Raw genomic sequence first — 14,073 nt, forward strand, 5'->3', positions numbered from 1 at the left:
ATTGACGGGGTATGGGGCGTCGCTGCGGCCGGGGGGCTCCGCTGGTGAGGGCGCCCCCTCCGGCGGAGGGGGGAAGATGGCCGAATCTGATGCGGGATCAGGGCGATTGCGGAGGTTTGCACGACCGTTCGGCACACTTATGGGGGAAGCGGCCGGGGGCCCCGCGGGTGCGCCGGGCGGCCCCTCGGGGCCCGTTTCCCCGGATCGGTGCCCCGACGCTCGCCGAGACGGGTGACGCCGCGCCCGCTCCTACTCCACCAGGGCGGTTTCCTGACGGGATGTGAGGGACACGCCGGCCGCGACCGCGCCGCACGCCACCAGGCCGGCCGCCGGGACCGCCCAGGGCCCGGCGAGGGTGCACGCCAGCACCAGCAGCGAACACACCGGCAGCACCAGCTGCTGGGCCGGGCCGCGCTTCTGGTGCCGGGAGTGGATCAGCCACACCGTCGCCATGAACAGCGCGGCCGGCACCGTCACACAGGCGGCCGCCGCGAACGCCGACAGGCGCGCCGCGCCGGACGCCTCCTCCACCGCGACCTCGATGCCCGCCCCGACCGCGGCCGCCGACCCGAACACCAGGTAGTGGCCGTAGCCCCACAGGAACGCCTGGCGGTTCGAGCGCAGGTGCTGGTGGACGGGCGCCGCGAAGTAGATCCAGTACGCGGCGAAGACCAGCAGCAGCCCGCCGCCCGCGACCGGCAGCAGCGTGCCCAGCCCGGCGTGCTCGTCCAGCGCCGACTGCACGGCGAGGGTGGCCGCCGCGATGGTCTCGCCCAGCACGATGAGGGTGAACAGGCCGTAGCGCTCGGCGATGTGACGGGGATGCCAGCTCGTCCCGCGCTCCCGCTCGGCCAGCGCGGGGACGGCCAGCTCCATCGGACCCACGACCACGAACACCCACGGCACGTCACCCCTGGGCGCCGCGAGCAGGCCCAGCCAGCCGATCTGGCACACCGTCATCCCCAGGGCGTAGCGCAGCGCGGTGCGCCGCTCGGCGCCCCGGCAGGCGAGCGCGGCCCGCAGCCACTGGGCGACCATGGCCAGCCGCATCACCAGATACCCGAACCAGATCACCGTGAAGTCGCTGTCGGCGAAGGCCCGCGGCACGCCGGCGGCCAGCACCAGCACGCCCGCCATCTGGACCAGGGTCACCACGCGATAGAGCGGGTCGTCGGTGTCGTACGCCGAGGCGAACCAGCTGAAGTTCATCCACGCCCACCACACGGCGAAGAAGAGCATCAGGTAGCCGAGGACGCCGTGCCCCGGATGGCCCTCGGCCAGCGCGTGCGCCAGCTGGCGCCCCGCCGCGGCGACCGCCACCACGAAACACAGGTCGAAGAAGAGCTCCAGCGGGGTGGCGGTGCGGTGCTCCTCGTCGCGGCGGCGCGCCCGCATGAGGACCGGCACGTCAGCTCCTCTCGTCGGCCGGAGCGGCCGGCATCAGTACAGCGCGGGCGGGCGGCGGTGCCCACGAGGGAGCGGGGCGCGGCGTGTCGTGCCGCGGGGCGGCTACTCGGCGACGGCCTCCACGATCGAGGGGAAGGCCGCGGTGGGCAGCACCCGGGTGAGCCGGAACCCGCCGGCCGACAGCAGGGCGGCGAACTCCTCCGCGGTCCGCTCCCGCCCGTCGACCACCGCCATCATGGCGACGTCCAGGGTCTTGCCGAAGTGCGGGGCGTTGCCCGGCGGCAGCACCGCGTCGATGACCAGCAGCCGGCGGCCCGTCGCCATGGCCCGGTGGCAGCTGCGCAGGATGCGCAGGCAGGACTCGTCCGGCCAGTCGTGCAGGACGTGCTTGAGGACGTAGACGTCGCCGCCCTCCGGTACGGACGCGAAGAAGTCGCCCTCCCGGGTGCGCCAGCGGCCCTTCAACTCCTCCTCGTCCAGAAGGTGGTGGGCCAGCGGCGGCGCCTGGTCGAAGAGCACCCCGGTCAGCCGCGGGTGGCGGCGCAGCGCGGCGCGCAGCAGCCCGCCGCGGCCGCCGCCGACGTCCACGACCGTGCCGGCCTCGGGGAACGGGTACACCTCCGCCACCGCCGCGTCGACCGGGGCGGACAGCGAGGACATCCCCTCGTCGAAGAGCCGCCGGGTGGCCGGGTCCGTCCGCAGATGCTCGAAGAGGGGCGCCCCGGCGATCCGCTCGAAGGACGCGCCGCTGTGCCGTACGGCCTCCGGGACGGTCTGCGAGGTCTGCCGGAACAGCGCGTCGGTCAGCATCATCACGGCCGGGTGCAGCGAGTCGGGGACGTCGGTGCGCAGGGGGGCGGCGGCCGGCGTCAGGTGGAAGGCGCCCACGGCGTCCTCCCGGAAGAAGCCGCGGGTGGCGAGGTAGCGCAGGACGCGGCGCAGGTGCGGGGCGTGGGTGCCGGTGGCGGCGGCCAGCTGTCCGGCGGTGCGCGGGCCCGCGGCGAGATGGTCGGCGATGCGGTGCTCGGCCGCGGTGCGCAGGGCGGCGGAGAAGAGGTGGCCCATGGCCTGCTCCACCAGATACGTCATGAGGTCGCGGGGCTCGCCGGTCGAAGGGGTGGGGGAAGTGGCCAACGTCGGCCTCCAGTCGTCGGCTTGGGCTTGCCGGTTCCGGCCACGGGCAGGGTGATTCACCGTTGCAGTCACGGGCCCCGGTGTCACGGGCGGCCGCGGCGGCACCCGCGAAGTCCGGCCAGGGCGGGGCGGTGTGCGGGCGGCGGGCCGGGCACCGGGCCCGTAGGGGGCGGCTCCGGGGCGAGTGGGGGATGTTTGCTCGGTGCGCAGCGGCGGCGCATGGTCGAATGCGTGTATGAGCGACAGCGACACGACCGGCCCGACCCGCCCGACCGATGACGCCGAGCACAGCGACGGCCCCGCCGCCGTCCTGGCCCCGCTCGACGACCGCCTCGCGGACCTCGTGGCCCTCTACGAAGACCTCCACCGCCACCCCGAACTCGGCTTCCAGGAGACCCGTACCGCCGCCGAGGCCGCCCGCCGGCTGACCGGCTGCGGCTACGACGTCACCACCGGCATCGCCGAAACCGGCGTCGTCGGCGTGCTGCGCAACGGCCCGGGACCCGTGGTCCTGCTGCGCGCCGACATGGACGCCCTGCCCGTCACCGAGAACTCCGGCCTGGAGTACGCCTCCACCGTCCCCGGCCGGATGCACGCCTGCGGGCACGACGTCCATGTGACCTGCCTGCTGGGCGCCGCCGACCTGCTCGCGGCGGGCCGCGACCGCTGGTCCGGCACCCTGGTCGTGCTCTTCCAGCCCGCCGAGGAGGTCGGCAGCGGCGCCCGCGCCATGCTCGACGCCGGCCTCTACAGCAAGGGCCTGGTCCCCACGCCCGACGTGGTGCTGGCCCAGCACGTCGCCCCCTTCGGCGCCGGGCTCCTCGCGTACTGCCCGGGGCCCTGCATGGCCGCCGCCGACAGCCTGGAGATCACCTTCCACGGCACCGGCGGCCACGGCTCGCGCCCCGAGACCACCGTCGACCCGATCCTGATGGCGGCCGCCTTCGTGCAGCGGGTGCAGTCGGTGGTGGCCCGCGAGGTCGCGCCGCAGGACCGGGCGGTGGTCAGCGTCGGCTCCTTCCACGCCGGGGACGGCGCCAACGTCATCCCCGACCGCGCCGTCGTACGGCTCAGTGTGCGGACCTTCGACGAGACGGTGCGCACGGCCGTGCTGGCCGCCGTCGACCGCATCGCGCGTGCCGAGGCCGCCGCCTCCGGCGCGGACCGCGCACCCGAGACCGAGGTCCTGGACTCCTTCCCCGTCACCGTCAACGACCCCGCGATCCTGCGGCAGGTCAACGAGCAGTTCACCGGACTCTTCGGCGAGCAGCGGCTGTTCGCCTACGGCCCGGCGACCGGCAGCGAGGACGCCGGGCTGCTGGCGACCGCCGCCGGGGCGCCGCTCTACTACTGGTGGCTGGGCGGCTGGGACCCCGAGGAGTTCCGAACGGCGCTGGCGGCCGGCCGGCTCGCCCAGGACATACCGTCCAACCACTCGCCGTACTTCGTCCCGGTGGTCCGGCCCACCCTCACCATGGGCGTCCAGGCGCTGACCGCCGCCGCGCTCAACCAGCTGGCACCCGCGGAGCGCACCCCGGCCGAGACCGCGGGGCCCGGCGGCCGGGACGGGGCGGCGGCCGCCGGTTGACCTTGTCCTTGGGGGAAGCCCCAGCATCGGTCGTACCGGGCGAGGCGCCCGGTACGAGGAGGGCGGACGGGTGGAGCGACGCGGGACCGCGGCTGCTGGCCGTGGCCGACGGCTACGGCTCCAGCGGCGACCTCGCCGCGACGGCCGCCATCGAGGCGCTCAAGGACCTGGAACACCAGGACCTGACCTCGGCGGACCTGCCGGCCGCCCTGGAGGAGGCGGCCCGGCGCGCGCACGACGCCGCCCCGTCGGCCGACGAGGCCACCGGCAGCACCCTGACCGCACTGCTGCGCTCCGGCACCCGGCTGGCGCTGCTGCACCTCGGGGACTCGCGCGCCTACGTCCTGCGCGACTCCGGCCTCTTCCGCATCACCCACGACCACACCTGGGTCCAGTCGCTGGTCGACGAGGGCCGTCTCACCCCCGAGGAGGCCGCCTCGCACCCCCAGCGCGCCCGGCTGCTGCGCGCCCTCGACGGGACCACCGGCTTCGCCCCCGACCTGCAACTGCTCCAGGCCCGGCCCGGGGAGCGCTATCTGCTGTGCACCGACGGCCTGACCTCGGTCGTGCCGCCCGAGACGATCCAGGACGTGCTGACCGCGGCCGACGACCCCGACCTGGCCGTACGGGAGCTGATCCGCCTGGCCCGCGAGGCCGGGGCACCGGACAACGTGGCCTGTGTGGTGGGGGAGTTGACGGCGGCGGAGGCGGCTGCCTAGGGGACGCCCCTACGGCCCCTCCGGGGAGGCCCTGAGGGGGTGGTGCGGCGGCGGGACGGGGGACCGCCGCCGCACCGGGCCGCCGGAGGGGTCAGGCCAGGCCCTTGAGCATCCCCTTGAAGTAGAGCTGCGGCAGGCCGTAGCGCTTGAGGAACCACATGTCGGTGCGTTCCCGGGTGGTGTCGATGAAGGGGATCGACGGGGTGGGCTGCAGGTCGTAGTCGAACTCGGCGAGCAGCATCTTGTGCCGGGCGGTGACCAGCGGACAGGAGGTGTAGCCGTCGTAGCGGGCGGTGGCGGGGCGCCCGCGCAGACCGGCGAGGAGGTTGGCGACGACGACCGGCGCCTGCTTGCGGATCGCGGCACCCGTCTTGGACGTCGGCAGGTTGGCGACGTCACCGAGCACGAACACATTCGGGAAATCCGGGTGTTGGAGCGTCTCCCGGTCGGCCTTGACGTACCCGTAGGGGGAAGCGGGGTCGGCCAGCGGGCCGTCGGCCAGCCACTCGGGGGCGCGCTGCGGCGGCACGGCGTGCAGCAGGTCGTAGCGCACGGTCTCGGTCTTGCCGGTGGTGTGATCCGTGATCTCCGCCTCGCGGGCCGCACCGTCGAGCCGGGTCATCTCCGAGCTCAGCCGCACCTCGATGCCGTACCGCCGGGCCGTCTCCGTCAGCGCGCGGGAGAAGACCGGCACCTTGAACATCGCGGGCTCCGGCAGCACCAGGATGGTGCGGATCGCGCCCAGTACGCCGCGCTTGCGCCAGTGGTCGGCCGCCAGATACGCGATCTTCTGCGGGGCGCCGCCGCACTTCACCGGCCCGGACGGCATGGTGAACACGGCCGTACCGCTTCGCATCCGCCGGATCAGATCCCAGGTGAGCGGCGCGAGATCGGGCCGGTAGTTGCTGCTCACCCCGCCGTGCCCGAGGGCCTCGGCCAGGCCCGGCACGCCGTCCCAGTCGAGCTGCAGCCCGGGGGCGAGCACCAGCCGCCCGTAGGAGAGGACCCGGCCGGAGGCCGTGGTGACCGTACGCGCGGCCGGGTCGACGGCGCTCGCGCGCTCCCGCAGCCAGCGCACACCGGGCGGCATCACGTCCGCCTCGGTGCGCAGCGCGGCGCGCAGCGGGGCCTGGCCGCCGCCGACCAGCGTCCACAGCGGCTGGTACCAGTGCGTCTCGGACGGCTCCAGCAGCGCGATGCCGCGCACTCCGGCACGGCGTAACCGGGCGGCGACGGTGATGCCTGCGGTGCCGCCGCCGACGATGAGGACCTGGTGATGGGACGGGGCGGCGGGTGCGGGGGCGGGGGCCATGTGCTTCCTCCTGGTGGGTGAGGGGACGGGCGGTGGTGAAGGGGTCTGGGAGAGGGGTGTCGGTGTGTGCGGGCGGTCCCGTAGGGGGCCGGTGCGGTCAGGGGCTCCAGAGGCGGGGGAGGGCGGTGGCCGCCATGGTGACGGCGAGGACGGTGACGAGGGCGGCGAAGGCCGTGGTCAGGGTCTGGGGGCGCAGCCGGGTGGTGAGGCGGTTGCCGAGGTGGCTGCCCAGTGCCGCACAGGCCGCGAAGCCCGCCAGCAGCGGCCAGTCCAGGTTCCCGGTGCCCGCTCTGGTGGCCAGCGCCGTCAGGGAGTTGAGGAGGATGACGAGGAGCGAGGTCCCTATGGCGACCGGCATCTCCAGGCCCAGGACCAGGGTGAGGGCCGGTACGACCACGAAGCCGCCACCGACCCCGAAGAACCCGGTGAGGAGGCCGACGCCGGAGGCGGTCACGGCGAACCGTACGGGGCGGGCGCGGCGGGAGCCGGAGCGGGCGCCGGGGACGCCGTCCGACGGCGCGCGCCCAGGGGCCTCGCAGGAGGGCGTGCGCTCCGGGCCGTCACGTAAGGGCACGGCTTCCGGGGCCTCGGGGGAGCGCGGGGGCTCCGGTCCGTCACGTAAAGGCACCGCTTCCCTCCGCCCTTCCGAGTCCGCCGTCTCCGTCTCGGTCTCCGCCCCTGTCCCGGTCCCTGTCTCCGTCTCCGTGGCCCCCCGTAAGGGGCGCACGCCGTCCGCCCCCCGCCGCTCGCGCAGACTCCGTGACACCAGCATCGCCGCCACCACGAGCAGCAGTCCCGCGAATGCCGCCATCAGCACCGTCGGATCCAGCGCCGCGCTCCACCGGGAGCCGACGTAGCTGCCGGCCGTGCCCAGCGCCCCGAAGACCGTGCCGGCCGCCCACCGGACCCGCCCGGCACGGGCATGGCAGACCAGCCCCGTCACCGCGCCGACCGTGACCACGATCAGCGCGCCCGCGGTCGCCTCGTGCGGCGACTGCCCCAGCAGGTAGACCAGCGCGGGCACCGCCAGCACCGACCCGCCGCCGCCGAGCGAGCCCAGCAGCAGCCCGATCAGCAGCCCGCACGGCAGCGCCGCGGCGGCTATGAGGACGGACACGAGGCCCGCGGCGCCAGGGCGACGGCCCGGCTCTCGCCGGACCACTCCGCGACGAAGGCGAACCGGTCGCCGCGGACCACCGTCTCGCGCCACTCCACCGGCCGCTCCCCGGCCCGCCCCAGCCGCTCGATGGTGAACGCGGGCTCCCGGTCGGCCAGCCCCAGCAGCCACGCCTGCCGGATGTCCGGCAGGAACGGCTGGATCCGCTCCCGGCCGCCGGTGACCTTCACCCCGCAGCGCCGCGTCAGCTCGCCGTACAGCGAGGTGTGCCCGAAGTCGGCGCCCAGCAGCGGCTCGGCGACCTCGGCGGGCAGGTACGCGGTGTCGTGCGCGAGCGGTTCGCCGTCCGCGAGCCGCAGCCGCTCCAGCACGACCAGCGGGGCGTCCGGAATCAGCCCCAGATGCCCGGCGACCGTCCCGTCCGCCGTCCGCTCCAGCCGCAGCACCTCGCTGCGCTGCTCCACACCCTGGCCCTCCAGCTCCCGGAAGAGGCTGTAGAGCGAGCCGAGCGGCTGCTGTATGCGGCGGGTGTCGAGCCGGCTGGTACGGCCGCGCTCGGCGATCACCAGCCCGTCGGCGCGCAGTTTGCGCAGCGCCTCGCGGACGGTGTGCCGGCTGACCTCGTACTCGCCCGTGAGCCGGTGCTCGGCCGGGAACTCCGCGCTGAATTCGCCGGCTTCCATCCGGCGGCGCAGATCGTCGAAGAGCTGCGCCCACAGGGGCAGCGGCGAGCGCCGGTCCAGGGGACGCGGGCCGTGCGCGCCGTCCGGCGGCTCGGTCGTCATGGTGGGTTCCTCCGCGGGCGTACGGGCTGGTGGTGTTGGGTGCGGTCGTCTGCGCCGGACCGGTCGTACGAGTCGGCCGGCGCGCGGGTGGTGCGGCGGACGGGGCGGGCGTGGTGCGTGAGCCGTGCGTAAACGGTGCGCAGAGCCGCATATGAAGCTGAGGCGGCGTCACGCGAGGTCCGTACGAGGCGCCATCGCACCCTCACGTCCGTACGGGACGACGCCGCCCACGCCGTCCCTCACACCCCTGCCGGACGACGTCGCGCGGCGTGATGCCTGCCACGTCGTCACGCAAGTGCGCCTGGTGCGGCGTCACATGATGCGCCTGGGCGGCGGTCACGGCTTGTCGCCCGCCACCCGGCTCCCTAATGTACGTACATCCGTGCATCCGCACAACGCACCCTGCCTGAGGGGGCCCAGCCGCCGCGCACGGGCCCCGCGCACCCCTGGAGGCCGACCGTGCACTTCGCGCAGTACTACCTCGACTGCCTCTCCCAGGCGTCGTATCTGATCGGCGACAAGACCACCGGACGCGCCGTCCTCGTCGACCCGCGCCGCGACATCGACGACTACCTCCACGACGCGGAAGCCGCCGGCCTGCGCATCGAACTCGTCGTCGAGACGCACATCCACGCCGACTTCCTCTCCGGCCACCTCGAACTCGCCCGCGCCACCGGCGCCGCCATCGCCTTCGGCGAGGCCGCCGAAACCGGCTTCCCCGTACGGCGGTTACGGGACGGCGAGCGCCTCTCGCTCGGCCCCGACGACGGCGAGGGCGTCACCCTCACCGTTCTCGCGACTCCCGGCCACACCCTCGAATCCATCTGCCTGGTCATCCACGAGCACCCCGACGACGAGGTCCCGTTCGGCGTCCTCACCGGCGACACCCTCTTCGTCGGCGATGTCGGCCGCCCCGACCTGCTCTCCGCCGCCGGCCACTCCGCTCACGACATGGCCGCCCGGCTGCACCGCTCCCTGCACACCAAACTCCTGACCCTCCCGGACGCGACCCGGGTCTTTCCCGCACACGGCGCCGGCTCCGCCTGCGGCCGCAGCCTCTCCAGCGAGACCAGCTCCACCATCGGCGACCAGCGCCGCTTCAACTACGCCCTGCAGCCCATGCCGGAGGCCGACTTCGTCCGGCTGGTCACGGCCGGACAGCCCACCGCCCCCGGCTACTTCGCCCATGACGCGGCCCTCAACCGCGACGGCCACCCCCTCCTGGAGCCCGGCCCGCCGACCGCCCTCACCCTGAACGAGGCACTCGAAGCCCGCGACCGGCAGGGCGCCGTCCTCCTCGACTGCCGCCCACTGGCCGCCTACACCCGCGCACACCTGGCCGGTTCGCTCCATACGAGCCTGGACACCCGGTTCGCGGAATACGCCGGCACCGTGGTCGCCCCGGGCACCCCCATCGTGCTGCTCGCCGACCCCGGCACCGAACAGGAGGCCCGCCTCCGCCTCGCCCGCATCGGCTACGACCACGTCCTCGGCCATCTCCCCGACCCCTCCGCCGTCTTGGACCGCACCCCCACCCTCACCCGCAGCAGCCACCGGATCCGCCATGACGAACTCGACGGCGGCCCGGCGGGGGCCGGCCTGACGGGTGCCGGTCCGGGCGGAGTCGGCGGGGCAGGGGCTGACGCGACGGGGGCCGAAACGGCCGGAGGCGGTCCAGCCGCTCCCACGCACCGCTCGCCCATCCAGCTGATCGACGTCCGGAATCCCGCCGAGTACGAGGCGGGCGCCCTCCCCGGCGCCCGCAACATCCCCCTCGCCGGACTCCCGCACCGCATCGACGAACTGGACCCGGCCCGCCCGGTGGTCCTCTACTGCCGCAGCGGCAACCGCTCGGTGATCGCGGCGGCACTGCTGGAGGCCCGCGGCTTCGAGGACGTCTGCGACGTGGTGGGGGGCTACGAGGCAGCGGCCGCGGGCGTCGGGTGAGCGCGCGTCCGACGGGCCGTTGGGCCTCGGCCGGCGCGACGGGCGGCTGAGCGAGAGAAGGGGCGTACGTCGCACGGAGAGCGGCAGAGAGCGGCACAGGGAGCGGCGGGGAGCGGAAGGAGAGGATGGAATGCAGAGGATGGAAGACCGGGGAATAGGGCAGCAAGAAACAGGGCAGGAAGCCTGGGGCGCCGAGCCGTGCCCGGCTCACCGACTGACCGGCTGACCGCTGACCGACCGGCGAACTCCGGCGCGAGTACCTGCAGCGCGGCTACGGCCGAGAGTGCCGAGAGCCGAGCGAGCGCCTCATAAAGCGGACGTTCAGCGAACGTTGATCGGTGATCTCCATCCTGATCCGCATGTTGCGCCGTCTGATCTCAGAGCATGCAGAAGACACCCGGGAGCCGCAGGAGCCCGAGGCGTCGCGGATCGCCCTCACCTGGAGCGGGGAGCCCGGCCGCCAGGAGGAGCTGACGCACGGCATGCTCCTGGACCGGGCCGAGCGCGCCGCGGCCGCGCTCACCCGGCTCGGCGTGCGCGCCGGTGACCGGGTCGCGGTGCACCTGCCGCTGGTCCCCGAATCGGTGATCGCCACGCTCGCCTGCGGCCGACTGGACGCGATACGCACCACACTGCCCGTCTCGCTGACGGTGCCCGAACTCGTCGCGCGGACCCGTGAGTCCTCGGCCCGGGTGCTGATCACGGCCGACGCGGCGTTCTGGGACGGCGCCGTACGCCCGGTGAAGCCGCTGCTGGACCACGCACTGGCACGCAGCGCGACCTCGGGAAGCGCACCCGACCGCACCGTGCTGGTGGTCAACCGGTGCTCCCGCCCGGTCTCCTGGAAGCCCGGCCGCGACCTGTGGTGGCACGAGGCCCTGGGCGTCCCGGCAGCCACCCACTGAGGACGCGCCCGCCCGAGGCGGAGAACCCGAGCGCGGATCCGACGGGCCTGCGCCTACCGGGACACCTGCCTATGGGGGACGGGGAGCCTGCCCATGGGGGGGGAGGAGCCTGTCCATTGGGGATAGGGCGTGCGCATTCGCGGGGTTGGAGCCCCGTCCCGGCACAAAGGGGCGCACGAAGGTGGGCGATGGCCTCCGCCCACCACCAATGGAAGGCGCGGCTCTGGTCCAGCACCGTGGCGAAAATTCACCCACTGAGACCGCAAAACAAGCCGTTTGCCGTATACGTACCTAGCGTGGGTTCCGTGCCACAGCCATCAGACGCCCCACCCGCCCCGGCTGCAAAGCCCGAGGCATCAGTGGCGCCCCCTAGGCCGAGGCCCCGGACGGCCCCGGCGATCCCTGCGGCCCACACGCCCTGCACACCCCTCACGTTCCATGCGTTCCTGGCGTCCGGCGATCCCTCCGACCTCCATGGTCCGCGCGACGCCGATGAGATCGCCCCTCGCGCTTCTCCTGATGGCTGCCACCTTCCCCCCGACCGGAAAGGCCGCCACCCCATGGCCCGTCATGAGTACGCACACCCCCGCCATCCCCTGCCCGGCACCACCCGGAACCGCCCCCTGCGACGCGGACACGGCTCACAGGGCCCACCGGCCCGCCCCCAGGACCGGCACCGCCCCCGCCCCATACCCACCCACGACAAGGGCCACTAGCCCGACAGCCACAGCCCGCTCCACGCCTCTTCGACTCGCCCCTTCTCCTGGGGCCCCCCCCCCCCGCCCCCCGGCCCCCTCCCACCCCGCCCCACCGCCCGCGCACAACGGTCGGACCGCTGGCGCTCGCAGCCGTCCCCGCGCGCACACCACCAGCCGTACCCGAGCTCGCAGTCGCCGCCCCCGCGCTCGCACCCTCAGCCGTCCTGCACTCGCACCCGCAGCCGTCCCCGCGCTCGCACCCACAGCCGTCGCTGCACTCGCCTCCCCTCCCGAGCCCGCCCCGCCCTCCTCCCGCAGGCCGGTGGCAGCGTCCGGCCCGCGCGTGCGCCTGAACCGTCAACCCACCGGCCGGCGCTTCACCCGGCAATGACAGGATGGCGCAATGGCGACAAATTCCTCGGCCTCTTCGGAGGACCGTCCGGCAGGTATCGAGCCTTGGGCGGGTGAGGATTCACTGCATGAGGACCTCCTCGTGGCGAAGGCGCGGGTGTACGACCCTTGCGGATTCGTCTGCTCCCGGCCGGTGCCCGAGGCCGAGAGCGCTGAGTATGCGGCGCATGAGTTCACGCTCGACGGCAGCTCCGTCAGGTTCCGGGTGGCCAAGACGACCCCGACGAAGGTCGGTCAGTTCGTCACGGTGTGGAAGAGGAGCCCCGGCGGGCCGATTGCTCCGTTCGACTCCGAGGATCCGGTCGACCTCTTCGTCATCAGCTCCCGCGACGAGCGGAATGCCGGGCACTTCGTCTTTCCGCGGGATGTGCTCTGCCAACGGGACATCGTTTCCAGGAACGGTTCCGGCGGAAAGCGGGCGTTCCGCGTCTACCCGCCGTGGGTGGAGACGACCAACCGCCAGGCCCGCAGCACCCAGGCATGGCAGGTGAAGTACTTCCTGCCGCTCCCCGATGACGCCCCTCTCGACACGGCCCGTGCCCAAGCCCTCTACCGCCCCTGAGCGAAGGACTCCGCGAACGGGCACGGGCACCGCGCGCGGCCGTACGCTGCCACCGCCCGTCCCCAGGCCCGCGCCGACCACCGACCGCCCCCGGCCCGCCCGTACCCTGGACGGGTGAGCACCAGCCCCGAGCCGCAGCCGGCCCCCGAACCCCAGTCGGCCCCCGCCTCCTCCCAGGAAGCGGTCGACGGCGCGGCCGCGCAGGAGTCCGTGTCCGCCCCCGCGTCCTCGGCGCGCCCGGCCCGTAAGCCCGCGGTGAAGCTGATCTTCGATGATCCGCTGAACCAGCAGTCCTCGGACGACACCGACCGGGGCTGGGGCGAGCGCGCGGACGGCAGGGACAGCGCAGCCGATCTCGCCCGCTTCCTCGACGAAAAGCCGCCCCACCACCTCTGAGCGAGGCGACGGGGCGGCGTGTGCCGGCCGCTGTGAGCGCCCGCTACTGCTGAGACTTCTGCGTGCCGATGATCCCCGCGTGGGAGGAGGGCACGGACGGCGATCCGGCGCGCTGCGCGAGCAGCGCGTCGCGGATCTCGATGAGCAGCTCGACCTCGGTGGGGTCCACCGGGACGTCCTCGACCGGCTTCCTGGCCGCCAGGCGCTCCTTCCACTTGTTGAGCGGAAGGATCATGAGGAAGTAGACGACCGCGGCGGTGATCAGGAAGGTCAGGGCGGCGCTGAGCACCGAGCCCCAGAGCAGGTAGATCCCGCTGGTGTACTCGCCCGTCTTCTTGTTCACCTCGCACGACGCGCTGAGGCAGGCCTTGTAATTGTCGAGGTTCTGCGAGCCCAGGGCGCCGATGATCGGGTTGATCACGCCCTTGACCACGGCGTTCACGATGTTCGTGAAGGCAGCACCGACGACCACCGCGACCGCGAGTTCGATGACGTTGCCGCGCATCAGGAATTCCTTGAATCCCTGAAGGACGCCCTTGCTCTCGCTCACCTGACAGCCTCTTTCCACGCTCACGGGGGATGGTGCACCAATGTTCAGCACCGCAACTTACGGCAGGGCAGGGCGGAGGTGTCCAGTCGTCCACCACGAACCGGCGATCGGCCGAGGCGGCGGTGCGCGTCCGGCGGAGGGGTTCGGCCCTGCGGACGCCGTGGACGGATACCGCGAGGGTGGTGCGGTGAGCACGCCCCCATTGGCGCGCGGCGGATGCCCCGCCACTCGCAGCAGTGTGGCGTGAGGGGAATGCGGTGGCCACTTGATCTTGGAGCATGGTCACCGACCTCCCGCGGCCGCCGACGACGGGCAGCCGGGAGCGGGAGCGGGTCGTACGGCACCGTACGAGGCTCCGCCGGCCAATGCTGCGGCGGTCATCGCCAGACCGGCGGCCAGCATCCGCTGCCGGGCGCCACGCCCCCGTCCGCGCCGCCCGCCGCCCGCCCGCACGGGAGCGAAGTGCGGTACCTCACACGGCGGCGGCGCGGGAAGCGGCGGTGAGAGAAGACCGGGATCCGGCAGTCGACGGGGATCGAGAG

The 14,073-nt window shown here is 73.8% G+C and carries 11 protein-coding genes and 1 pseudogene; 6 read left to right on the forward strand and 6 right to left on the reverse strand.

Features of this window, described 5'->3' with window-relative positions:
- Window positions 1-249 precede the first annotated feature (249 nt).
- Both K7396_RS21375 and K7396_RS21380 read right to left on the reverse strand, forming a co-directional pair.
- Window positions 250-1,407: a low temperature requirement protein A gene (locus K7396_RS21375; protein WP_086718805.1), complete on the reverse strand. Its 1,158-nt coding sequence runs from the start codon at window positions 1,405-1,407 to the stop codon at window positions 250-252.
- Window positions 1,408-1,509: 102 nt separating this feature from the next.
- Complete coding sequence (locus K7396_RS21380; RefSeq protein WP_152104907.1) at window positions 1,510-2,541, reverse strand: methyltransferase; 1,032 nt, start codon at window positions 2,539-2,541, stop codon at window positions 1,510-1,512.
- Window positions 2,542-2,776: 235 nt separating this feature from the next.
- Here K7396_RS21380 and K7396_RS21385 point away from each other — a divergent pair, with 235 nt between their 5' ends.
- Together K7396_RS21385 and K7396_RS21390 are read left to right on the forward strand one after the other, a co-directional pair.
- A complete protein-coding gene (locus K7396_RS21385) occupies window positions 2,777-4,129 on the forward strand; it encodes an amidohydrolase (RefSeq protein ID WP_223660150.1) in 1,353 nt (450 codons plus the stop codon).
- An 80-nt stretch (window positions 4,130-4,209) separates the two neighbouring features.
- A pseudogene (locus K7396_RS21390) lies at window positions 4,210-4,848 on the forward strand (PP2C family protein-serine/threonine phosphatase); the annotation flags it as partial.
- 91 nt (window positions 4,849-4,939) lie between these two features.
- On the opposite strand, the gene K7396_RS21395 reads toward K7396_RS21390, so the two are convergent.
- From K7396_RS21395 to K7396_RS21405, 3 genes are all read right to left on the reverse strand, one after another.
- Complete coding sequence (locus tag K7396_RS21395; RefSeq protein WP_152104906.1) at window positions 4,940-6,160, reverse strand: NAD(P)/FAD-dependent oxidoreductase; 1,221 nt, start codon at window positions 6,158-6,160, stop codon at window positions 4,940-4,942.
- Window positions 6,161-6,257: 97 nt separating this feature from the next.
- Complete coding sequence (locus K7396_RS21400; RefSeq protein ID WP_086721988.1) at window positions 6,258-7,277, reverse strand: sulfite exporter TauE/SafE family protein; 1,020 nt, start codon at window positions 7,275-7,277, stop codon at window positions 6,258-6,260.
- Window positions 7,262-8,062 (reverse strand): GntR family transcriptional regulator, encoded by an 801-nt coding sequence (locus tag K7396_RS21405; RefSeq protein WP_086721987.1) that lies wholly within the window; start codon window positions 8,060-8,062, stop codon window positions 7,262-7,264. The genes K7396_RS21400 and K7396_RS21405 overlap by 16 nt, the downstream gene beginning before the upstream one ends.
- 459 nt (window positions 8,063-8,521) lie before the next feature.
- On the opposite strand from K7396_RS21405, the gene K7396_RS21410 reads away from it, so the two are divergent.
- The 4 genes from K7396_RS21410 to K7396_RS21425 all read left to right on the forward strand — a co-directional run bounded on the left by K7396_RS21410 (window position 8,522) and on the right by K7396_RS21425 (window position 12,981).
- Entirely contained in the window at window positions 8,522-10,009 is a 1,488-nt protein-coding gene (locus K7396_RS21410; protein ID WP_152104905.1) for an MBL fold metallo-hydrolase, read from the forward strand.
- A 359-nt stretch (window positions 10,010-10,368) separates the two neighbouring features.
- Window positions 10,369-10,914, forward strand: a complete 546-nt coding sequence (locus K7396_RS21415; RefSeq protein WP_086720438.1) for an AMP-binding protein — start codon at window positions 10,369-10,371, stop codon at window positions 10,912-10,914.
- Between the two features lie 1,206 nt (window positions 10,915-12,120).
- Window positions 12,121-12,585 carry a MepB family protein gene (locus tag K7396_RS21420; protein WP_223660408.1) on the forward strand — a complete coding sequence of 155 codons (465 nt, stop codon included), beginning with the start codon at window positions 12,121-12,123 and terminating at the stop codon, window positions 12,583-12,585.
- Between the two features lie 114 nt (window positions 12,586-12,699).
- Window positions 12,700-12,981, forward strand: a complete 282-nt coding sequence (locus tag K7396_RS21425; RefSeq protein WP_223660151.1) for a hypothetical protein — start codon at window positions 12,700-12,702, stop codon at window positions 12,979-12,981.
- A 43-nt stretch (window positions 12,982-13,024) separates the two neighbouring features.
- Here the strand turns inward: K7396_RS21425 and mscL are convergent, their stop codons facing one another.
- Window positions 13,025-13,531 (reverse strand): large conductance mechanosensitive channel protein MscL, encoded by a 507-nt coding sequence (mscL, locus tag K7396_RS21430; protein WP_152104903.1) that lies wholly within the window; start codon window positions 13,529-13,531, stop codon window positions 13,025-13,027.
- Window positions 13,532-14,073: the final 542 nt, after the last annotated feature.

Source organism: Streptomyces angustmyceticus (genome assembly GCF_019933235.1).
GTDB lineage: Bacteria > Actinomycetota > Actinomycetes > Streptomycetales > Streptomycetaceae > Streptomyces > Streptomyces angustmyceticus.

Coding starts and splice junctions, on each gene's coding strand:
- K7396_RS21405 (WP_086721987.1), bottom strand. CDS start 8,062: ATGACGACCGAGCCGCCGGACGGCGCGCACGGCCCGCGTCCCCTGGAC.
- K7396_RS21395 (WP_152104906.1), bottom strand. CDS start 6,160: ATGGCCCCCGCCCCCGCACCCGCCGCCCCGTCCCATCACCAGGTCCTC.
- K7396_RS21385 (WP_223660150.1), top strand. CDS start 2,777: ATGAGCGACAGCGACACGACCGGCCCGACCCGCCCGACCGATGACGCC.
- K7396_RS21415 (WP_086720438.1), top strand. CDS start 10,369: ATGTTGCGCCGTCTGATCTCAGAGCATGCAGAAGACACCCGGGAGCCG.